Raw genomic sequence first — 20,411 nt, 5'->3', positions numbered from 1 at the left:
GACCGTCGCGGTACTTTTTCGGTACGCCTCCTGCGCTCAGGCGTCGCGCAGGGCGTCGTCGACACCGGTCTCGCGGCGACCGAGGTGAGCGGGCTCCCGGCCGGACAACACGTCCACCGCGGCCTTCAGGCAGGCGCCGTTCTCGCGCAGGGAACCGAACCGCCACGTCCGGGAATACCGCTTCGCGCTGTCGTCGCCCACCCCCTGAGCGTCGATGCCGAGGCGCCGACACAACGCCACGGCCCGGGGCAGATGGAACGACTGGGTCACGACCGTCGCCCGTTGCACGCCGAAGATCTGCCGGGCCCGCGCGCAGGAGTCGTACGTGTCGAAGCCGGCGTAGTCCAGCACGACCTTGCGTGCCGGCACACCCCGGTCGACCAACCAGCGCAGCATCGCTTCCGGCTCGTTGTAGTCGGCGTTCATGTTGTCGCCGGACACCAGGATCGCGGTCACCTTGCCCCGGTCGATGAGCCGCCGCGCGATCTCCAGACGGGCCGCGAGAAAGGGTGACGGCGTACCGTCGGCGTCCACCTTGGTGCCGAGGACCAGGGCGACCGGCGCCGCCGGCACCTGGGCCTCGTCGTAGAGGTGGCCGTCCGCGGCGCCGCGGACCCACGTCACGCTGGCGACCGTGCCGCCGGTCAGCAGCACCGCGCCCACCACCAACCCGAAGAGGGTACGACGGACGAACCGTCGATACTCCGTGCACCACCGCCTGGCCGCTCCGAGTCGTCCCCGGATGCCGCGAGAGTATTCGGGCTTCGCTCATGGCGGTCGGGTCGGGGCGGTCACCTTCAGCCGAGGTCGTGCTCCTCGACGTGCTGCTCCGACTACGCGAGCATCCGATGTGCCGCAGCTGAGCTTGCAACCTGCTCGCGAGCGTGCGTTGCCGTGCCGACCATCGGTGACGTCGTGCCGCGTGCGCGTTCCACCCGCTCCAGAGTGGCAACGAAGTCACGGCGCCACGTAGGCGCATTCCAGTCATAGCTGAACGCCCAGGGAGCAACCCCGCGCAGTTCGACTCCTGGCGGGGGGTGAGAGACCATCGGCGCGCCGCGGACCATCTCCAGCATGTTCAACGAGCAGTCGACCCGGTCAGCGGGCGCCGCCGCCTGTAGGCGGAGCAACCACGCCAGTTGTGCCTGCGCCTCCTGCTCCTGCTCTCCTGGAAAGCCAAAGATCAAGTTCGTCACGACGGTGATACCCGCCTCCGCCAGCGCCAGGATCAGTTCCTCAAGCATCGCGGGATCGGCTCGCTTGTCGAACAGCCGCTGACCAGCCGGGCTGATCGTCTCCACGCCGATCTCCAGCGTGGCGAGTCCGGAGTCGGCCAGGAATGAGGCCAGCGGAAGCAGTGCCCGACTGGCCTTCGTCGTTGCGCTCCATCGCAGTCCAGTCACCGGCTCGTGGCGCAACGCCTCGGCCAGGGTGCGCAGCATCGGCGCTGTGAACAGAGAGTCCTTCAAGGAGAAGCGGCGGACGTCGTGGGCCCGGACGAGCGCGCTGATCGTCCGGGTCGCGGCATCTGGGGCGAGGGCGGTGACCTGCCGTTCGACGACCGGGTAGGTGCAGAAGGTGCATCGCCCGTAGGAACACCCTCGGGAGAACTGGACCGGCAGCGTCAGCGAACGGCGGTCGTAGAGAGCGAGCTGGCGGGCGTGGAACGTGGGTAGATACTCGAACGGAGCGTCTGCTGGAGTTTGCGCTGGTAGCAGCGGTCGCCGGATGCCGCGAGGGCTGAGTCGGACCAGAGTCGCCACAAACTCGTCTTCACAGTGACCGGCCAGCACAAGGTCGACCAGGTCCCGGATGCCGTTGTCACGGTGAATCCGATCTCCCAACAGGGTTACGTGACTGCCACCGAGCATGGTCGTCGTGCCGGGCCAGATCTCCTTGACCACCCGCAGTACGAGCAGACCGACGAAGACCTGGGACGGCCCCATCAGGGACACGCCCACCACCGCGGGTGGGGTGTCGCACGAAGCTTGGAGCTGCTGTTCGAGCCACGTCCGCCATGGCTCCGGCTCGGCGGCGGCGGCCGTCACGGCGGCCGTGATCGCATCGGTTGGGTAGTGCATCCCCGCCACTGGATCGGCGGTGTCGGGCAGATGCAGCGGAGGCGTACCACGCAGACCCGTGTGGGCGAAGAGCCATCGCGCGGCGGCCGCCACGCTCGACCGGTCCTTGCCGTGGTCGCCCAGTGTGCTGCGGAGGGTGCCAGCCTGATTGCCGAACCGGTTGAGTAAGAGAATGTTGAGATCCAGGACCTCCACGTTAAGGCCGTGACGTGCGGCGACGGTCGCGAGGATCGCCGGGCCCAGCGGAGGGTTGGTGTCCGATGGAGACGGTGGCGGTACGACGATCAACGCGTCGCAGAACGGTGGTGGCGTGTGGGATGAAGACGACCGGACAACTCGAGGTGATGCCATTGGCGACCTCGCACTCCGTGAGGCATTGATTGCTCACAGTTTAGGCAGTGCGATTGGAGGTGGTCTATATGCGATGGAGAACCTCGCGAAGGTCCCTGATTCGGAAGTCCGCGCTGCAGTTGCGAAATGCAAAGTCGGGATGGGCGAAGAGGTAGGTCGTCCCCCCGGCCACCTCTGCCAATCGCATGTCGCTCGCCGAGTCTCCGATGATCACGATCTCCTCGAAGGCCTGTTGGCCGACGAGGTACCCGGCGAGAACATCCCTCTTGGTGGTCTTCACGTCCAGGACATGCTGGTCCACAGCGAACGCCCGCCCCGGCAGGAAATAGTCCGCGAGTTCCAGCAGTTTGAGGAACATGTCGAGGGTGCCGGGGCGGGTGTTGGAGATGACGATCTGCTGGTGCTGGATGGCTATGGCGTCCAGTACGTCGGTGACATGTGGAGTCGGTTTCATCCAGTGATACTGCAGGTCAGGCCGCTCCTCGGAGAGGGTGAAGCACGCGTCCTGCAGCTCCAGGTGCCGGTGGTGCGTCTCGTTGGGCAGGAGGAAGTCAAAGTATTCGTACCACTTGTGGCCGTACAGGCGGCGGCCGTCCTCGTACCCGAATCTTTGCTCGTATCCGAAGGTGGCGAGCACCTCGTTGGAGATGTCGATCACGGCTCGATCGTTGCCCTGCTCCAGTACGCCGTGCAGATCCCAGACAAAGAGTTTCACGAGTTCGCCCTTCCCGTGGTCGCGTAGTGTCATCTGCTCATCCCGCAAACGACGTCGAGCTTCCGTCCGCAATGGGCCGACGGGAGATCGCCTGCAACATCTCGGACAGCTTCTCTTCCATCGCCGACGTCAGCCCTTGGCCGGACAACGCAGTGGTGGCCGCGCGGAGCGTCGACAGGGAACGGCCACCGATACTCTCATGCCGCACCAGATAGATGTCCATGAAGGTGTACAGGTCGACGTAGCGGCGTTGCGGGGGGATTGCCTGGAAGGTGGTGCTCTCGAACATCGCCAACACTCGGGTCGTCGTGCGTTCGTGCGGCGGGTAGGGCGGCAGATCCAGGAAGGGTGGGCGGCCTGCCCTCACGTCGCCGTAGTAGTAGAGGACGTAGCCGCGGCTGCAGGCCCGGAACGCCGAGTCGTACTGCAGCAGGTAGAAGAACCGTGACAGCGCCGAGTCCGACTCGTGGTGGCACAACGCCCACAGAATCGAGCTCAACAGGAACTCGTCTCGCTCTCGCTGCAGCAGTGCGGTCAGCTGCTCAGGAGCCGCCGGACTGGTCCGCGAGATCAAGTAGACCAGCAGGTTGCAGACCGTCAGCCGGTCACCCGTGTCGAGACCTGGTTCATCACGCAGATGCCGGTACAGCTGGGAAAGCCGTTCGCCGAGCCGGTGGTCGGCCAGCTCCTGCAGCTGACCGATCAAGTGGTGGCGGACCTCTCTCGTCAGGTCGCGACGCAGCAACGTCACAGCCTGCTCGGGGGAGAGCACGGCGAGCAGCCGGTCGCGAATGTGTCGGGCCAGCAGGTATTCGTAGAACGAGTAGTGCAGGAACTCGCCGACTTCGGTGCCGTGGAGAGTGCGCCGGTCGATCACCTGGTCGAGTGCTCTGATTTCGGCCCCGCGTCCGCGGCTGGTTGCGAGAGCGGCGTGCAGGTCGGCCATCGGTATGGCGTCCGCCGGCAGTTCGCGTGCGTGCACGAGCCAGGCCGCCGTCTGCCAGACCGACAGCGACTGGCCGGCCCACGCGGGGTGGGTGCTGCGCACCGCGAAGTCGGTTGTACGGCTCAGCCGGTTGAGATACTCGCCATAGAGATTACTTGCACTGCTGATCCGCGTTGCGGCGTCATGGCCGATGAAGGTGAGCATCCGGGCGTAGAGCGGACGCTCTACGAGTCTCGTCAACCGCTCCGAGTCGACCACGGTCCGGTAGAGATCGGGATCGGCGATCAGCCCCTGCCGTTGCAGTCGGATCAGATAGTCCGCGAACTCGGTCTCCGCCGACCAGCCCTTGAGCACGAACACCTCGTCGAAGCTGATCGCGGTGGTCTCGAAGGCGATCCATTCCTCGTATTCCCTGGTGCGGGAGGTGACAAGCGCCGGGGCGTGTTGGAGCAGTTGCAGCAGTGCGACGGTGAGCGGCCCGTCGCCGGCCAATTCACTCGCCTCGTCCAGGCCATCGACAAGCACCACCGCGTCCGTCGCTGCCGTCGGGTCGAGTCCTGCCTGCTGCAAACGGTCGAGGACCTCCACAGCGTCAAGCGCGCGCAGCGGAATGGGTATCAGGCCGGCTTGTTGTAGTTCGAGCGCCGCGCCGTAGAGCGAGAGGCTCTTTCCGGACCCGGGCTCGCCGAGCAGAAGCACCGACTCGCCCTGGTGGAGAGGGGCCATCAGTGCCGCCACGGCATGCTCGCCCACTTCTGGGCCTCGCTCGTGATACCGGGTCATTCGGCCGGGCACGAACAGGTCCAACCGATGCAGCTCGGCGAGGCTCAGATCAAGGGGGTATGCGGTCCGTCTCCGACCGAGACGGCTGACCAGTCCCGTAGAGAGGCGTCTCAGTCGGATCCGTTGTTCCTCGCGTCGGTCGTCCACCGGCGCTTCCTGTTCAGCGGACTCGACAACTGTGGACGGCGGCGGTGCCGGTGGCGCGGTCTCGGCGTCCGCCAGGTCCGGGTGACTCGGGGTTTTCGTTCCGCCGTCCGGCAACACCGTCAGGACGACGGTTAGCCCGACCAAGAGCAGTGCCAGTACGCCGAGTGAGTGCCACGGGTGGGTGCGGACCAACTCCAGCCAGCCGGGCCACCGCTGCTGGGCCGACGCCTCGTTGGTGATCAGCCCGGTGAGCACTGTCGCGGCTGAGAGGACGCCGGTGACCGCGATTGCCACCACCATCCGCGGCGTCCTCATCATGCGCATCCCTCATCACCAGTCGGTGGTGGTCGGATGTTCGGCGCGGCCGCCAACCGTTTCCCGCTTGTTGACGGACCGTGACCATGGCCTGACTCCAGGCTAACGCCCGTCTTCCAAGCTGGCTGCCCAGCGATCCGTGGAGAGCCACGACGGGGCCGAGCCCCACTGGCTGGCCGTCTGGAGCGGAATCGCGGCCCGGCTCCGGAAGACTCCCGGGCCGGGCCGCATCGTCGCCGGTAGCACCGATCGATCGGGCTACCGCATCAGCTTCTGGTCCACCTCTGGCTGGTCCCGCCGTTGCAGGTCGAGAGGACCACCGGGCTGCCGTTGGCGGTGCCGGCGGAGTTCGGGGTGAGGCACAGGCCCGACTGGACTCCGGTGACCGTGCCGTCGGTTCCGAGGTTCCACTGCTGGTTGGCACCGCCGTTGCAGTCCCAGATGATCACCCGAGTCCCGGAGGACGTCCCGGCACCCTCGGCGTCCAGGCACTTGGTGCCGTACACCTGGAGTTGCCTGCCGGTCGTCGACGTCCACTGCTGGTTGGTGCCGCCGTTGCAGTCCCACAACGCCACCTGGGTGCCGTTCGTCTGCGACCGGGACGGGACGTCCAGGCACCGGCCGGCGTTGACGTTGCGCAGCGGCGCCGCCGTGCCGCCCGGCGGCGGGGTGGTGGGGTTGGGGTTGGTGGTGTCGAAGCCGAGGAAGCGGATGGCCTGGGCGGCGTCGAACGGGATCGAGTGGCCGTAGCCCTGGAAGCTGATCGCCTCGACCGGGGCGGTGGGGCCGGTGCCTCCGTAGCGGGTGCGGGTGGCGCTCGTCTGGGGGTAGTCGGTGTAGCTGGGGGTCTGCGAGACGCCCAGCACGTTGGTCCACTGTTTGATCTGCTCGCCGAAGTTGACGTAGCTCAGCGTGGTGTCCGTGGTGCCGTGCCAGATCTGGACGCGGGGGCGGGCGCCGGTGTAGCCGGGGTAGGCGTTGCGCACGAGGTCGCCCCACTGCTGCGGGGTTTTGGTGATGCGTCCGCCGGAGCATTCGCTGTTCCACTCGGCGCCGTTGGTGGTGGCGAAGCAGCCGAACGGGACTCCGGAGGAGCTGAAGCCGGCGTTGAACACGTCCGGGTAGAGGCCGAGCATGACGTTGGTCATCATGGCGCCGGAGGAGAAACCGCCCACGGCGATCCGGGTCGGGTCGACCGGGTAGCGGCTGCGGACGTAGTCCAGCATGGACTTCAGGCCGACGGGGTCGCTGCCGCCGTCGCGGCGCAGGGCCTGCGGGGAGGAGACGTCCCAGCATTTGCTGCTGCGGGTGACCGACGGGTAGATCACGATGAAGCCGTAGCGGTCGGCCAGGGAGCTGAGGCCGAAACCGGTGTGCACGGCCGGGCCGCTGCCCGTGCAGTAGTGCAGCGCGAGGAGCAGCGCCGGGCGGGCCGCGACCCGGTCCGGCACGTACAGGTGCATCTGCAGGTTCGTCGGGTTGGTGCCGAAGTTGCTCACCTGGGTGAGCGTCGCGGCCGACGCCGGGGTGGCGAGCGTGACCACGGCCGTCATCGTCGCCAGAGCCGTCGCCAACCCGGCGGCCAGCAGCGCGAGCCTTGTTCTCATCGGCGGTTCCTCCACAGTGGGTGCAGCGGTGGCGGTGGGGGTGTGCGGGGAGAAGGCCCGGACCGGTCATCGGCACGACGAACCACGCGGGCGCGCGGAGTCCACCGCGCGTCACCCGCGGGCTGTTGACCGGTCCGGTCGCGACGTCCGCCTGCCGGCGGGCGTCCTGACCAGCGACGGCTCTCCCGGTGAGCCGTTGACGCTGGGCGTCTCGCATCGACTGTGAGCGATAACATGTCGTTCGTCAAGACGTAACGTATGACGTCATTTCAGTCGTGGGAGCGCCTGCTTCGGGCGGGTCCCCTTGAGATCCCCGATTCGACCATGACATTCTTGGCCGTCGATAACCTGCTACGCGCGGGGCTGACGCCCGTCCACTGGGCAGCCGGGACCGGACCACGGATCCCGGGGGACGGGGATTGAGCGATGGGGCGCCGGGGCCTGTCCGTCCACGAGTCCGCCCGCCGCCGCGCCGCTTTCTGCCGGCCGGGTGACTCACTGTCGTTTCCCGAAGGAACCCAGCCATGCAGATACCGAACCGCCGCGCGGCGCTCCTGGCGGGCGTGCTGCTCGCCGCGAGCGCACTCTCCGGCATCCACCCTCCGACAGCGATGGCGGCGGCCGCCCCCGACGCCGTCGGCGTGACCGTGAACGCCCGCGCCGGGCTGGCGCGGGTGTCCGACACCGCGTTGGGCGTCAACCACGCCATCTGGGACCAGAACCTGGGCACCGCCGAGACGTCGGACCTGCTGCGCGACGCCGGCGTGCAGATGATGCGCTATCCCGGCGGCTCGTACGCCGACATCTACCACTGGAAGGACCACACCGCGCCCGGCGGGTACGTCGCCCCGAACACCGACTTCGACACGTTCATGGCGGCGGTCAGGCGGGTCGGCGCCCAACCGATGATCATCGCGAACTACGGCACCGGTACGCCGTCCGAGGCCGCCGACTGGGTGCGCTACGCCAACGTGACCAAGGGGTACGGCGCAAAGTACTGGACGATCGGCAACGAGAACTACGGCAACGGGCTCTACGGGTCGGCCTGGGAGGCGGACGACCACCCGGACAAGAGCGCCAGCCAGTACGCGCGGCTGGTGATCGAGTACGCCGACGCGATGAAGGCGGTCGACCCGAGCATCAGGGTCGGCGCGGTGCTGACCATGCCGGGCAACTGGCCGGACGGGATCACCGCCGGCGGCGACCCGGGCTCCTGGAACCAGACCGTGCTCTCCCTCGCCGGCCCGAAGATCGACTTCGTGGACGTGCACTGGTACCCGGGTGGAACCGCCGCCGAGTCGCTGACCCGCACCAACCAGCTCCCCGACGCGACGTACCTGCTCCGGCAGCAGCTCAGCCGGTACGCGGGCCCGAACGCCGACCGGATCGGCATCAGCTTCACCGAGCTGAACGTCGGCGCCGGCCAGAACACCCAGCCCGGGGCGCTGTTCCTCGCCGACGCGTACAGCGGGCTGCTGGAGAACGGCGTGTTCACCGCCCAGTGGTGGAACGTGCACAACGGCATCGGCACAGTGAGCGAGGTGGCGGGCCAGACCGACTACGGCGACTTCGGCATGCTGTCCAGCGGCACCTGCACCGCAGACGGCTCGGTGTGCGAGCCGCCGCTGAACACGCCGTTCGCCCCGTACCACGCGCTGACGATGATGAAGCTCTTCGCGAAGACCGGCGACCAGTTCATCCGCGCCGGCACCGACGAGCCACTGGTCAGCGCGCACGCCGTTCGACGGGGCAACGGCGACCTGGCCGTGCTGCTGATCAACAAGGACCCGGACGCGGCCCACGACGTCGCCATCGACTACGCCGGGTTCACACCGTCGACAGCCGCGCCGACGGTGTCCACCCTCACCAACGGCGCGACGGGCATCGCCACCGGCCAGTCCGGCTCGGCGACCAGCCGGACGCTGCCGCCGTACTCGTTGACGACGCTCGTGCTGCGCCCGGCCGGCGCGACCGCCGGGCGGCCGTCGGCCCCGGGCCAGCCCACCGCCAGCGGCGTCACCGACCGGGGCGCGACGATCACCTGGCCGGCGGCCACCGCCGGCAGCAGCCCGATCGCCAAGTACGAGGTGTACCGGCAGAACGGCGCGGTCAGCGAGCAGTTCGGCGAGACGGCGACGACGTCGTTCACGGTCGGCAACCTGGTGCCGGGCAGCAGGTACACAGTCAACGTGCTGGCCCGTGACACGGCCGGCCGGGTGTCGTGGGCCTCACCGCCGTTGACGTTCGCCACCGGCAGCCCGGCGACCAGCGCGTGCACGGTCCGCTTCACCGCCAGCAACGACTGGGGCAACGGCTACATCGGGGGCGTCGAGATCACCAACAACGGGACGAAACCCATCACCGGCTGGACGCTCACCTGGACCTGGCCGACCGGGTGGCAGCAGGTGAGCAGTGGCTGGAGCGCCACCTGGGAGCAGGTCGGCAGGGCCGTGCGCGTCACCCCGACCGACGACAACCGGCAGATCGCCGCCGGCGCCACCGTCAGCGCCGGGTTCGTCGGCGCGTACAGCGGGCCGAACGTGCTCCCCACCGCGTTCACCCTCAACGGCGCCATCTGCGCGAGCGGCTGACCGCGCCCGTCGACGATCGTGATGCCTGTGAGTTGTCCAGATGACCCACAGGCATCACGCTCGTGCCGACTCCGGGGGTCCGTGATCGACCATCGTGGACGGTATGCTGCGGGCTCGGCGGGGAGAGGTGGTCGGCCATGACGCAGTCGGAGCCCAGGCTGAGCCTGCAGACCGACCGGCCGAACGCGGCGCGGATGTTCGACTACTACCTCGGCGGCAAGGACAACTTCGCCGCCGACCGGGCCGCCGCCGAGATGGTGTTGCAGGTCGCGCCGTGGATGCCCGAGGCCGCCCGGCAGGGCCGCGACCTGATCGCCCGTACGGTCCGCCACCTCGTCGAGGAGAAGGGCGTCCGGCAGATCCTGGACCTCGGTTCCGGGCTGCCGACCCGGGACAACGTGCACGAGATCGCCCACCGCATCGACCCGGGCGTACGCGTCGTCTACGTCGACAACGACCCGGTGGTGTGCGCCCACGGGCGTGCCCTGCTCGCCGACGCGGCGACGGTGTCGGTCGTGCAGGCCGACCTGTGCCGACCCGCCGAGGTGCTTTCCCATCCGGAGATCGCCGCCGCCATCGACTTCGACAGCCCGGTCGCGGTCCTCATGATGTTCGTGCTGCACCTGGTGCCCGACGAGCAGGTCCCGCACCGCATCGTGGCGACCTACCGCGACGCGCTCGCCCCGGGCAGCTACCTCGCGCTGTCCCACGCCAGCACCGACGTGCACCCCGACCTGATGGCCCGCATCTCGGCGATCTACGCCCGCGCGAACACGCCGTTCGTGCCGCGCGACCACGCCGGCGTCACCCGGTTCTTCGGCGATTTCGTTTTCGAGTCGCCCGGTCTGGTCAACATGTGGCCGTACCCCGAGCCGCCCGCCACCGTCGACGCCGAGGTGGCCCGCACCGGCTACAGCGGCGTGGCCCGCAAACCGTAGGCATCATCGGGCTTGTTCCGGCGACCGTCGCGCCGCGCCGGTCGGGCTCCAGCCGGCCGCGACCAGCGCCCGTCGAACGGTGTCGGCGACCTCGTCGGGGCGGGCGCGGACCAGCCAGGCGGGGAAGCGCAGGATACGGTCACCGCTGGTCCATACGTCGTTCTGCCGGCGCATGTCCGCCGCCCACTGCCGGGCGTCCATGTGGTGCGCGCCGTCGATCTCCACCTGCACCCGCCACTCGTGCCAGTACGCGTCCAACCAGCGGTTGCGGCCCGCCGCGTCGACGCGGTGTCGTTGCAGGTCCGGCGCGGGCAGCCGGTGCCGCCGGCACAGCCGTACAAAATTGATCTCGGAAAGCGCCTGCGCACCGCCGGCGATGTCGGCGACGGCCTGCCGGATCAGCCGTCGGCGAGGTGCCCGGGGCAGGACGTCGAGCACGGCATCCAGTTCCTCGGGTAGCACGCGACGCTGCTGGCATCCGGCGGCCAACAACCCCTGCGCCTCGTCGACGCCGCCCGCCCACCCGGCCGCGTCCACCAGGGCGCGGGCCGTCGTCGTACGCGGCGGACGGGCGAGCTGAACATGCCCGTCCGGCAGCACCGACGTGCGATGGACCAGCACCGCGGGCATGTCGATGGGCAGCCGACGCAGGGCGGTCCGCGCGGCGCGACGCTCGGCCGGCACCAGCACGTGCAGTGGTTCGCGCCGCAGTCCCCGTACGCCCGCCTCGGCAGCCGCGGTCACCCCGGCCAGGACCGCTCCCGGACCGGCCGCAAGCACCGCCACCCACAGTTGCTGGTCGCGGGTGAGTCGACCATTACCGGCCAGCACGATCCCCTGACAGACCGACCGCCAGCGTCCGGAGCGAATCCGGCCCCGGACCGTCCCCTCGGTGACGAGCCCGGAGAGCTGCGCGGTCGTCAGCACACCCGCCTGCTCGAAGGCGAGCCAGTCGAGTGCGTCAGCGTCATCAGGAGGCAACATCCCGTCGAGCCTTCCCACCTGGTTGGTGCCGCGCCATCACATGGCGGACAGTTCTGCCGCTGGCGTACAGCCCTCGTTGCTGCCGCTGCCGCTTGCTGCTGCCGCCGCTGTCGTTGCGGCGTTGCGGCGTTGCCGCGTTGCCGTGCTGCCGCTCCGCGCTGCCGTTCGGCGTCCGCCGCGTGTCGCGTGTCGCGTGTCGCGTGCCGTGCGCCGTGCGCCGTGGCCGCGTTGCCGTTCGGCGTCCGTCGCGTGTCGTGCGCCGTCCGCCGCGTGTCGCGTGTCGTGCGCCGTCCGGCCCTGCGCCGTGCGGCCGTGCGCGGCGTTGCCGCGCGCTCCGTTGCTGTCGCCCGTGCAGATCTTGGACAGTTTCCGTTAGCAGCTAACGGAAACTGTCCAAGATCTGCAGGGATTCGGGCGGGAGGAGGGGTGTGGCTAGCGGGGGGAGGCCCAGGTGGTGAAGCGGTCGGTCAGGTTTGTGGGTGGTTTATCCGGATTGAGGGCAGTGAGGTGGGCGGCGGCCTCCGCCTGAAGCGCCGCCAGGTGGGCCAGCAGGGCCGGGCGATCAAGCCGGTAGGTCGCGAGGAGGCGGAGCTTGGCGGCCGAGCAGGGCCAGGCGATTCCGCAGGTGCCGCAGCGCCACGTCGGGCGGGCCGGCTGATGGTCGTGAGCACGCCGGGGCATCAGCCGACCCGCACCGGACCGCGCATTGCCGGGCGCCGAGCAGCACGACGCGGCGGTGCCGTGGGCCGGGACGGTGTGGTGGTCGGGCGCGGCGGTGCGGTGACGGGTACCGCAATGGGCTTGGGCGGCGCGGCGGTCCGGGGTGGGGTGGCGGTCCGGGATAGCGCGGGCGTCGGGGATGGGGTGGCGGTCCGGGGTGGAGTGCCGGTCCGGGGTGGGGTGGCGGTCCGCGGTGGGGTGGCGGTCGGGGGTGGCGCGGTCGTTCGGGGTGGGGTGGCAGGCGGGGAGGGGAGCCAGCGCGCGCCGGAGGGCATCAGGTAAAGCTCGCGGCGGGCGACGGCGTCGCCGCTCGGGCCGAGTTGGTAGGCGTCGATCCACAACCAACCGTGGTACGTGTGGCGGTCGGTCAGGGCGCGGATCACGCGGACGGTGATGGGGCGGGCAAACTGCGGGCTTGCGGCACGGGTCAGGTACAGCAGGTCGCCGGAGCGTACCTGCAGTGGTGGGTTGATGGGCATGGTGATCTCCGCTGGCAGTCGTTGGGAGGGGCCGCCCGGTGAGTGCTCGCCCAGAGGGCGGCCCCGGTACGAACGCGTCCGCCGGGTCTCGGGTCCTCCACCGGCCGCGCCGTTGGTTCCACCCTGGATGTTCGGCGCTTAGGATCGGAATAGTTACCGCTCGATCACGGAGCGACGCGGCTGGATTCGAGGCCTGCGGGGAACAGCGTGGAAATCTGCCGGAAGGTGTGGAAGCCGTGGGGATCTCGCCCTCTGAGTACCTTCTTCGTGAGCTGAAACGACGCCGAACAGCGGCCGGACTTACACAGGCTCAGCTCGGCGAGCAGGTGTTCTGCTCGGATTCCCAGGTGAGCGCGATCGAGACAGGAACGAAGCCGCCCACCCCGCCCTACCTGGCGGCGGTGGACAAGGCGCTGGATACGGGTGGGTACTTCACGACGCTCTGGAATGAGCTGGTGAAGAGCGACGCTGCGCCGATCTGGCTACGTGAGTGGATCGAGACTGAGCGCGAGGCAACGGCATTGCGCTGGTACGAGCATGCGTTCGTGCCGGGACTTCTTCAGACTGAGGCCTATGCCCGGGCAACCTTCCGTGCGGCGCGGGTTCCCGCGATCGACCTTGATCAGCGCGTCTCGGCCCGGCTGGAACGGCAATCGGTCCTCGCCCGTGTCCCGGCACCGCAACTCTTCGTAGTCTTGGATGAGATGGCGGTCCGACGTGCCTGCGGTGGCCCGGATGTGATGGCCGAGCAGGTGGAACATCTGATGAGCTGCGCCGAAGAACCGCATATTCAGTTGCATGTCGTGCCGATGTCCATTGGCATGTACTCAGGGCTGGCTGGGGCATTCATCCTGGCCGACATGCCTGATGGATCACGTGTTGGATACGTGGACAACCAGCTCTCCGCTCAAATCGTGGAGCAGCCGGAGGGGATTGCTAGCCTGGGGCTGTCGTGGGACGCGGTTCGCGGCGAGGCTCTTCCGCTCGGGCAAACCCTCGGCTTACTCAAGGAAGCGGCAAAGACATGGACATCATGACGGGTGCTCGGTGGCGGAAGGCCTCCCGGTCGTCCACCAACGGCGGGGCCTGCGTCGAGGTTGCGGACAATCTGCCGGGCATCGTCGGTGTGCGGGACTCCAAGGACCCCGACGGGCCGGCGCTCGTCTTCCGGCCAGCCTCGTGGCGGGCGTTCGTCGCCGATCTCGCTCGGCGTTCGTAGCCAGCGCCCCAAGCGAGAAGCGCCCGCCCCACGAACAGCGGGGACGGGCGCTTCGCTGTGCAGGGGACCGGTCAGGCGACCACCGACCGCAGCGGCACTCCGGCGGCGCGCAGCGCGCGTACCAGATCGTTCGTGAAGGGGTGTTCGTCAGCCTGGAGGCCCTGCGGGTTGGGGATCACGACGTACGCCGAGGTGCCCTTCGCGGACGTCCGGGCGTCGGTGGTGAAGCGTTCGACGATGGCCCGCGTGCGAGCCAGGTCCGTCGCCGCGACCTCGATGGTGGTCGGCCGCCATCCGCCGCCCAGGTCCGCCGCGACCGGCACCGACGCGGCGCTGGCGCGCGCCGCGTCGGTGCCCGGCGTGCGTCGGGCGTCGGGTGCGCCCGGCGGGTAGAGCAGCGCGTTGGCCACCAGGTGCAGACCATTCTCGTTGTACGCGCGAAAGAGCGGGTTGAACGCGAACAGCACCGACCTGCCGGCGCCGGTCGGCTCGTCGACGACGGCGGCCGTGCCCTTCAGTGTGTCCGCGCCGACGGTGTAGCCGTTGGCCCAGAACGTGTCGTCGGTCGGGTAGGTGAGCACGTTCGTCCCGGTGGTGCTGGGGTTGAGGATCGGGTCGCTGTTGTTGAACTCGAAGTCCTCGGCGGGGCGGCCGAGGGCGACCGGGTTGTCGGTGTCGACGTCGACCCGCAGGTGCGAGCCGATCACCAGGTAGTCGGCCGGTTTGGTCTTCTCCGTGGTGGAGGTGAGCCCGGCGGCGCGGGCCAGCCGGGTGCCCTCGTTGCGCAGCCCGATGTAGGTGTGGCCCTGGGCGATCCAGTCGCGCAGGTTGGCCTGCCCGGCGGCGGTCAGTCCGCCGGTCGGGCTGCTGCCGTCGGGGACCAGCAGCACCGTACGCCCGGTGAACGCCGCGGTGTTGTCGTTGATGTCGGCAGTGGTGACCGGCTTGAGGGCGAGGCCCCACCGCTTGCCGAGCACGTACCGGGCCTCGCCGTGCGAGCCGGACGTGGTGGAGATGCCGGTGCCCTGGAACAGCCCGACGTCGGGCAGGTCGAGACGGGTCCCGGTGGGGCGTCCGCCGGGGGTGAGGGTGACCCCGGCGGCCTCGGCCAGGTCGTCGACCGTACGGCTCAGCCGGGTCGCCGGGATCGCGACGCGATTGGTGTCGAGGTCCCGCACGAGCGGCACGCCACGGCCGAGCAGGGTGAAGGTGAGCTCCGCGGCGGCGGCCGAGTCCAGCGGGTACGTGTAGGAGCCCCACGGCCAGGCCAGCCCGCTGCGGCCGCCGGAGATCCCCCGGACCGGCTGGGCCTGCGGGCGGACGTTGTCTCCCGTGTAGATCGTGGAGACGCCCATCAGCAGCGGGTTGCTCCAGGAGGACACGTCGTAGAAGTACGGGAACGGGACGTACGGGTCCTCGCCCATGATCGCCTGGATCCAGTGTTTCTGCGGCTGGTCCATCGGAATCCAGTACGCGCCCTTGGGCACCGTGACGTTTGTGGCGCTGCGACCGCCGAAGACCCGCGCGGTGGGCACCCGGGTGGGCTTCTGCACCTCGTACACCTCGACGTCCATCCGGCGCAGCCGCTCGACGAGGCGGCGGACGTCGGCGAGCTGCCGGTCGGGCAGCAGGAAGTACGAGCGGACCGTGACGGCCGGCACCGGGAACTGGACCTCGTTGGTGGGCTGCACCACCTCGTTCGGCTCCAGGGCGCCCGTCCGGCCCTCGGCGAGCGCGTCGGTCCAGATGTCGAAGTAGCCGTCCAGCACCTCGCGCTTGTTGGCGGCGGCCCAGCCGAGCGTCGACCACTGGGTGTGGAACTGCTGCTGCACCCGGTCGGCGACGGCCGAGGCGCTGCCCTTCTCGTACGTCATGCCGGCCGCGCCGAAGCCGGTGGTCGGCACGGTGTCGCCGTAGCCCATGAAGAACATGTCGTACGTGTCGTAGTTGAAGTAGCACTCGGTGGTGACCGTGTCGTCGCAGGCGCCGTTGTAGCCGAAGCCGGCCTTGTTGGCCTCGCCGATCCGGTTGATCCAGTCCACCGCCTCGCCGGCGATCTCGTGGTGGATCGGATCGGCGTTGGGCGGGAAGAAGTACTGCCGGCCGCCCATCTCGTGGGCGTCGATGAAGACCTGCGGCGGGTAGCGGCGCAGCAGTTCGAGCTTGCCGTCCGTCTCCTGCTGGGTGCGGGCGAACCAGTCCCGGTTCAGGTCGAAGCCGAACTCGTTCTGCCGCCGGGTCGCGTCGCGGCCGTCCGGGTTCTGTGTCGGGACGATGATGGTGACCAGGTTGTCGTTGCGCCGCGCGACCTCGCAGGACAGGCCGGCCGCCAACTCGTACAGCGTCTTGAGCGCCGCGTCGGTGCCGCTCTTCTCGCCGCCGTGCACGTTCGCGGTGACCCAGACGATGGCCGGGCCGTCCTTCGCCGTCCGGGCGGCCGTCCGCGCGCTTGTCCGGCGGGGGTCACGCAGGTCCCGTACGTCGTCGGCGATCTTCCGCAGGGCGGACGGCCGCACGTGGCGCTCGTTGGACACCACCGCGTACGGCAGGGGCTGGCCGAGCACGCTGGTGGCCGTCACACCCGTGACGACCCGGTCGGAGGCGCTGTCCACGGCCCCGAGGTAGGTGCGGACCTCGTCGTTGGTGACGACCCGCTCCTGTCCCGTCCCGAGGGGGAAGCCGAGCACGGCCTCCGGGGCGGGCACGCTGGCCAGCCGTGCGCTCGGGTCGGTGCTGCATCTCGACGGTGGGGCGCCGCTCGCGGCCGAAGTGCCGCCGAGCAGGGGAGTCAGACCGAGCAGGAGCGCGACGGCGGCGGCACCCGCCAGTCGCTTCGGGGGGACCATCCGGATCGGACGCGACGATGGGGCCATGTCTCGGGTTCCCTTCTTGGGGGAAAGCCTCGCAGTGGCCGGAGCCTATGAACCGGCCGACACGGCGGTCAAGGGCTGATCGACATCGGTGAGTGCGCGGGATGCCGGGGCCGGGTCCGGCTGGCAGGATGGCGGGTGGCCTGTCGTCGTCTGGAAAGGGGAGACCGTGCCGGAGACGATCACGCTCTCGGTCCATCCGGATGTTCCGTCCGCCGATGCGCGGCGCTCTCTGGCGTCCTGGCTGCGCGCCGAGGACCGGCTGCGGGACGGGGTGACCACGACACCGTCCGACGTCCTGGGTGTGGTGGTCGACGACGCCGGCGCCGTCATGGTGCTGGTCCAGGCGATCGCTGGCTGGCTCACTCACCGCCGGGAGGACGTGACGGTCCAGCTCGACCACCCGGGGTGGTCAGCCGAGGTGGACGTGCGCCGTGCGCGGGACATGGCTCAGGTGACCGCTCTCATCGAGGCCGCGGTGCGGTCGGTGACGCCCCAGGAGCAGCGCCCGTGATCACGTGATGCTCAGCAGTTGTCGGTGACCCGATTCAACTGGTGGCCATCACGTGATCACGGGCGTCGGGTACGCCTACCGGGTGGTCAGGCCGAGGCCGATCGTCTTGGTCAGCGTGGCGTTGTCGTCGTCGCCGTCGAGTGACCAGACCATCGCGCCGGCCAGGCCGGCCCGCCGGATGTAGAGCATCTTCTGCAGTACGACGGCCGGGTCGTCGTACGTCCAGAAGGTCGTACCGTCGAAGAGCCAGGCGTGCCCGGCGCGCAGGTCGCGGTGCACGGTGTAGCCGTTGCCGGCCAGGGCCTTGAGCTGCTTGTAGTCCTCGTACCCGGCCTCGAAGGTCGCCGGTGCGGGCCCGGCGGCCGGCTGGAACAGGCCGTTGCCGCCGCCGGTGACGCCGGTCCAGCCGCGACCGTAGTAGGGGATACCCAGGACCAGCTTGCCGCGCGGCGCTCCACGGTCGAGCCAGCCGTCGATGGCCACCTCGACGGAGAAGTCCGGGTTGTCCGGCGAGCCCGCCGGCACGCGCAGCGCGGACTGCTGGTTGGTCACCGCGTCCCAGCCGCCGTGGAAGTCGTACCCCTGCACGGTGGCGAAGTCCAGGTACTTGAAGATCTTGCGGCCCTCGTAGCCGGCGTCCATCGTGGCCGGGTTGGCCGGCAGGAAGGCGGTCAGCGGGTGGTGCGCGCGGGTCGTGCGGCCGTACGCGTCGAGCTGCCGGCGGAACTCGGCCAGCAGCTTGGTGAAGTTCTCCCGGTCCTGGGGGCGGATGACGTTGCCGGGCTCGCCGTCCCAGTTCGGCCACTCCCAGTCGAGGTCGACGCCGTCGAAGACGCCCGCCGCGGCACCCGGGCTGCCCGGGAGGTTGCCCTTGAGGTACAGGTCGATGCAGGACGCGACAAACGCCTTGCGGGAGGCGTCGGTGCGGGCGGCGTTGGAGAAGTACGTCGACCAGCTCCACCCGCCCAGCGAGATCAGCACCTGGAGGTCGGGGTGCTTGGCCTTCAGCTTGGCGAGCTGGCCGAAGTTGCCGTTGAGCGCCTGGCCGGGGGCATCGGCGACGCCGTCGACGCTCTCCTCGGCGGACACCGGCCGTTGGTAGTCGGCCCAGGCGTCGCCCTCGCCCGGCCCGCCGTCCACATAGCAGCGGCCGTCCTCGCTGACGTTGCCGAAGGCGTAGTTGAGGTGGGTGAGGCGGCTCGCCGCACCGGAGGCGTCGAGCTTCTTGACCGTGAAGGCCCGGCCGTAGATGCCCCACTGGGTGAAGTAGCCGACCCGGTGGTAGCCAGGCTGGCGGTCGGGCCTGGCGCCGGCGCTCGCCGCGGCGGGCGGGGCGGCGGTGAGCAGCAGGGTCGCCAGGGCGACGACGGCGGTGAGGCGGCGGTGACGCAATTGTCGCATCGGCACTCCCACGAGGGATCAAGCAGAATTAGTAAAGACACTTATCTGATTGATGAAGTTAAGCCGATCACGCTCTGCGGTCAAGAGCCGTCCGTCCGCCGCCGTCCCCGCGGCGGACGGTCAGCCGACCTGGCTGTTGTCCTTGAGCGACCCCCAGCCGTGCCAGCGGTCGATCTCGATCAGGGCGCTGACCCGACCACGATCACGCCGGGGATAGGGATTGCCCGTGTAGTGCCGGGACAGCCGGTCGATGTCCGCGAAATCCTCGTCGGCGCGCAACTCGGCGACGTGCCCGATGATGCTGACGTGGGTGTACCAGCCGGCCTCGTCCAGCACAGTGAGGGAGACCCGAGGATCGTTGCGGACGTGCTCCAACCGGCGGCGGCTCTCGTCCATGTTGACCAGGATCCGGCCGTCCTCCCAGAGGTACCAGGTCGCGGCGGACACCGGCTGACCATCACTGCGAAGCGTGGTGATGACGGCCGGGTTCGGCTTCTGCAGCATCTCGACCGCGGCCTCGGGAAGCGGTGGCTTGGACATGAATGCTCCTTTTCGCATGAGCGGTTACCCCTGCACGGTACGCACCCGCCCGGCCCCCGCACGGCAGGACGCGGATCGCGGCGTGCGGGAGGCCGAGGGGCTCAGTCGAGCCAACGGCCGTCGCGCATGAGGACGCGTCCCCGCAGCTCGTTGGCCTCCCGCCAGGCCAGGATGCGCCGCGGCCGGATCACGAAGTACTGGTAGGGCTCGGCGATTCCGCTCGGGTCGAAGCCGGTCCTGGTGGCGAACGCCGTACGCCTGTCGTGGCCGAGGTCGGCGGTGTCCACCGGCTCGGCGGCACCCTCGACGATGACGACGTCGCGCGTCGTGCCCAGGCTGAGTCGCACCCGGCCATCCCCCACCAGGTTGCGGCCGGTGACCGAGGCGCGCGGCGTCGAGATGAGAAACACGCTGCCGTCCCAGAGGTAGGAGAGCGGGACGAGGTGCACGCCGTCCGGGGAGCCCGACGTGGCGACCCAGAGGTCGACGTCGTTCTCCAGTCTCCTGCGCGTGTCTCTCAGCCGCTCCTCACGCCCCCGCGGTGGCGTGCTCGCCATATCTTCCCCCGTCCACCTCGTGACCTCTGATCGGTTCGGTCGCCCCCGCCGCGACCAACGGCACGTCCGGCGCGTGACGTAGTCGGGCGAGGTCGTCCAGGCGCTGCTCCTCGGCGCGTGCGCGTCCCCAGGCGGCGAGACACATGGCTCAGCGCAGTTCCTGGATGCGGACCATGTTGCCGGCCGGATCGCGGAAGGCGCAGTCGCGGATGCCGTACGGCTGCTCGGTCGGCTCCTGGACGACCTCGGCGTCGCGGGCCTGTACCTTCTCGAAGGTGCCGTCCAGGTCCCGGGTGGCCAGCAGGATCCACCCGTAGGTGCCCTTGGCCATCATCTCGGCGATGGTGCGCCGCTCGTCCTCGGTGATGCCGGGGTCCGCGGCCGGCGGGGCCAGCAGGATGGACGTGCCGGGCTGGTCGACAGGGCCGACGGTGATCCACCGCATGGTCCCCTGACCGACGTCGCTGCGGACCTCGAAGCCGAGGACGTCGCGGTAGAAGGCCACGGAGGCGTCCGGGTCGACGTGCGGAAGAACTGTCGTGTGAATGGTGATGTCCATGCTGGCCATGCTAAGTAGGGCCCTCGGCCGGTACTTCTCGATTCCTGATCGATGCGGCGGGTGGCGGGCGCGGGCGCACCCGCGTGTGGGGTGT

General features: G+C 69.5%; 16 protein-coding genes and 1 pseudogene. 5 read left to right on the top strand and 12 right to left on the bottom strand.

What is annotated here, in order from left to right; translation table 11 throughout:
* Positions 1–36: 36 nt before the first annotated feature.
* The 5 genes from ABZU53_RS14995 to ABZU53_RS14975 all read right to left on the bottom strand — a co-directional run bounded on the left by ABZU53_RS14995 (position 37) and on the right by ABZU53_RS14975 (position 6,945).
* Positions 37–669 (bottom strand): ElyC/SanA/YdcF family protein, encoded by a 633-nt coding sequence (locus tag ABZU53_RS14995; protein WP_355066356.1) that lies wholly within the window; start codon positions 667–669, stop codon positions 37–39.
* Between the two features lie 164 nt (positions 670–833).
* Positions 834–2,276, bottom strand: a complete 1,443-nt coding sequence (locus tag ABZU53_RS14990) for a B12-binding domain-containing radical SAM protein (protein WP_355066354.1) — start codon at positions 2,274–2,276, stop codon at positions 834–836.
* Between the two features lie 220 nt (positions 2,277–2,496).
* Entirely contained in the window at positions 2,497–3,180 is a 684-nt protein-coding gene (locus tag ABZU53_RS14985; protein WP_355066352.1) for an HAD hydrolase-like protein, read from the bottom strand.
* 4 nt (positions 3,181–3,184) lie between these two features.
* Complete coding sequence (locus ABZU53_RS14980) at positions 3,185–5,323, bottom strand: hypothetical protein (RefSeq protein WP_355066350.1); 2,139 nt, start codon at positions 5,321–5,323, stop codon at positions 3,185–3,187.
* Between the two features lie 281 nt (positions 5,324–5,604).
* Complete coding sequence (locus ABZU53_RS14975; protein WP_355066349.1) at positions 5,605–6,945, bottom strand: PHB depolymerase family esterase; 1,341 nt, start codon at positions 6,943–6,945, stop codon at positions 5,605–5,607.
* Positions 6,946–7,469: 524 nt separating this feature from the next.
* Between ABZU53_RS14975 and ABZU53_RS14970 the strand changes: the two genes are divergently transcribed.
* Both ABZU53_RS14970 and ABZU53_RS14965 read left to right on the top strand, forming a co-directional pair.
* The gene (locus tag ABZU53_RS14970; protein ID WP_355066347.1) at positions 7,470–9,536 is read left to right on the top strand and encodes a cellulose binding domain-containing protein; all 2,067 of its coding nucleotides are present in this window, start codon (positions 7,470–7,472) and stop codon (positions 9,534–9,536) included.
* A gap of 137 nt (positions 9,537–9,673) precedes the next feature.
* Positions 9,674–10,474, top strand: coding sequence for an SAM-dependent methyltransferase (locus ABZU53_RS14965; protein ID WP_355066345.1), 801 nt, complete (start codon positions 9,674–9,676; stop codon positions 10,472–10,474).
* 3 nt (positions 10,475–10,477) lie between these two features.
* Here ABZU53_RS14965 and ABZU53_RS14960 read toward each other — a convergent pair whose 3' ends face one another.
* Together ABZU53_RS14960 and ABZU53_RS14955 are read right to left on the bottom strand one after the other, a co-directional pair.
* Complete coding sequence (locus ABZU53_RS14960) at positions 10,478–11,458, bottom strand: DUF559 domain-containing protein (protein ID WP_355066343.1); 981 nt, start codon at positions 11,456–11,458, stop codon at positions 10,478–10,480.
* Positions 11,459–12,453: 995 nt separating this feature from the next.
* A pseudogene (locus ABZU53_RS14955) lies at positions 12,454–12,639 on the bottom strand (hypothetical protein); the annotation flags it as partial.
* Positions 12,640–12,893: 254 nt separating this feature from the next.
* Here ABZU53_RS14955 and ABZU53_RS14950 point away from each other — a divergent pair.
* Both ABZU53_RS14950 and ABZU53_RS14945 read left to right on the top strand, forming a co-directional pair.
* The gene (locus ABZU53_RS14950) at positions 12,894–13,694 is read left to right on the top strand and encodes a helix-turn-helix transcriptional regulator (protein ID WP_355066341.1); all 801 of its coding nucleotides are present in this window, start codon (positions 12,894–12,896) and stop codon (positions 13,692–13,694) included.
* Positions 13,682–13,876, top strand: a complete 195-nt coding sequence (locus ABZU53_RS14945; protein WP_355066339.1) for a DUF397 domain-containing protein — start codon at positions 13,682–13,684, stop codon at positions 13,874–13,876. The genes ABZU53_RS14950 and ABZU53_RS14945 overlap by 13 nt, the downstream gene beginning before the upstream one ends.
* A gap of 71 nt (positions 13,877–13,947) precedes the next feature.
* On the opposite strand, the gene ABZU53_RS14940 is transcribed toward ABZU53_RS14945, so the two are convergent.
* A complete protein-coding gene (locus tag ABZU53_RS14940; protein ID WP_355066337.1) occupies positions 13,948–16,722 on the bottom strand; it encodes a M14 family zinc carboxypeptidase in 2,775 nt (924 codons plus the stop codon).
* A gap of 193 nt (positions 16,723–16,915) precedes the next feature.
* On the opposite strand from ABZU53_RS14940, the gene ABZU53_RS14935 reads away from it, so the two are divergent.
* A complete protein-coding gene (locus ABZU53_RS14935; protein WP_354862326.1) occupies positions 16,916–17,260 on the top strand; it encodes a hypothetical protein in 345 nt (114 codons plus the stop codon).
* Positions 17,261–17,335: 75 nt separating this feature from the next.
* Here ABZU53_RS14935 and ABZU53_RS14930 read toward each other — a convergent pair whose 3' ends face one another.
* The 4 genes from ABZU53_RS14930 to ABZU53_RS14915 form a co-directional block, all read right to left on the bottom strand.
* Positions 17,336–18,661, bottom strand: a complete 1,326-nt coding sequence (locus ABZU53_RS14930; RefSeq protein WP_355066335.1) for a glycoside hydrolase family 18 protein — start codon at positions 18,659–18,661, stop codon at positions 17,336–17,338.
* Positions 18,662–18,781: 120 nt separating this feature from the next.
* Positions 18,782–19,201 carry a PPOX class F420-dependent oxidoreductase gene (locus ABZU53_RS14925; RefSeq protein WP_355066333.1) on the bottom strand — a complete coding sequence of 140 codons (420 nt, stop codon included), beginning with the start codon at positions 19,199–19,201 and terminating at the stop codon, positions 18,782–18,784.
* A gap of 101 nt (positions 19,202–19,302) precedes the next feature.
* On the bottom strand, positions 19,303–19,758 hold the full coding sequence (locus ABZU53_RS14920; RefSeq protein ID WP_355066332.1) for a pyridoxamine 5'-phosphate oxidase family protein: 456 nt from the start codon (positions 19,756–19,758) through the stop codon (positions 19,303–19,305).
* 148 nt (positions 19,759–19,906) lie between these two features.
* The gene (locus ABZU53_RS14915; protein WP_354862333.1) at positions 19,907–20,317 is read right to left on the bottom strand and encodes a VOC family protein; all 411 of its coding nucleotides are present in this window, start codon (positions 20,315–20,317) and stop codon (positions 19,907–19,909) included.
* Positions 20,318–20,411: the final 94 nt, after the last annotated feature.

Source organism: Micromonospora sp. NPDC005194 (assembly GCF_040608335.1).
Lineage (GTDB): Bacteria > Actinomycetota > Actinomycetes > Mycobacteriales > Micromonosporaceae > Micromonospora.
Note: the sequence above shows the minus strand (reverse complement) of the source record. Positions and strands in the feature narration are given on the sequence as shown.

Bases quoted from the DNA above. Each gene is read 5' to 3' on its own strand.
- ABZU53_RS14985 (WP_355066352.1), bottom strand. From the start codon at position 3,180: ATGACACTACGCGACCACGGGAAGGGCGAACTCGTGAAACTCTTTGTC.
- ABZU53_RS14980 (WP_355066350.1), bottom strand. From the start codon at position 5,323: ATGGTGGTGGCAATCGCGGTCACCGGCGTCCTCTCAGCCGCGACAGTG.
- ABZU53_RS14975 (WP_355066349.1), bottom strand. From the start codon at position 6,945: ATGAGAACAAGGCTCGCGCTGCTGGCCGCCGGGTTGGCGACGGCTCTG.
- ABZU53_RS14970 (WP_355066347.1), top strand. From the start codon at position 7,470: ATGCAGATACCGAACCGCCGCGCGGCGCTCCTGGCGGGCGTGCTGCTC.
- ABZU53_RS14965 (WP_355066345.1), top strand. From the start codon at position 9,674: ATGACGCAGTCGGAGCCCAGGCTGAGCCTGCAGACCGACCGGCCGAAC.
- ABZU53_RS14960 (WP_355066343.1), bottom strand. From the start codon at position 11,458: ATGTTGCCTCCTGATGACGCTGACGCACTCGACTGGCTCGCCTTCGAG.
- ABZU53_RS14945 (WP_355066339.1), top strand. From the start codon at position 13,682: ATGGACATCATGACGGGTGCTCGGTGGCGGAAGGCCTCCCGGTCGTCC.
- ABZU53_RS14940 (WP_355066337.1), bottom strand. From the start codon at position 16,722: ATGGTCCCCCCGAAGCGACTGGCGGGTGCCGCCGCCGTCGCGCTCCTG.
- ABZU53_RS14930 (WP_355066335.1), bottom strand. From the start codon at position 18,661: ATGCGACAATTGCGTCACCGCCGCCTCACCGCCGTCGTCGCCCTGGCG.
- ABZU53_RS14925 (WP_355066333.1), bottom strand. From the start codon at position 19,201: ATGTCCAAGCCACCGCTTCCCGAGGCCGCGGTCGAGATGCTGCAGAAG.
- ABZU53_RS14920 (WP_355066332.1), bottom strand. From the start codon at position 19,758: ATGGCGAGCACGCCACCGCGGGGGCGTGAGGAGCGGCTGAGAGACACG.
- ABZU53_RS14915 (WP_354862333.1), bottom strand. From the start codon at position 20,317: ATGGACATCACCATTCACACGACAGTTCTTCCGCACGTCGACCCGGAC.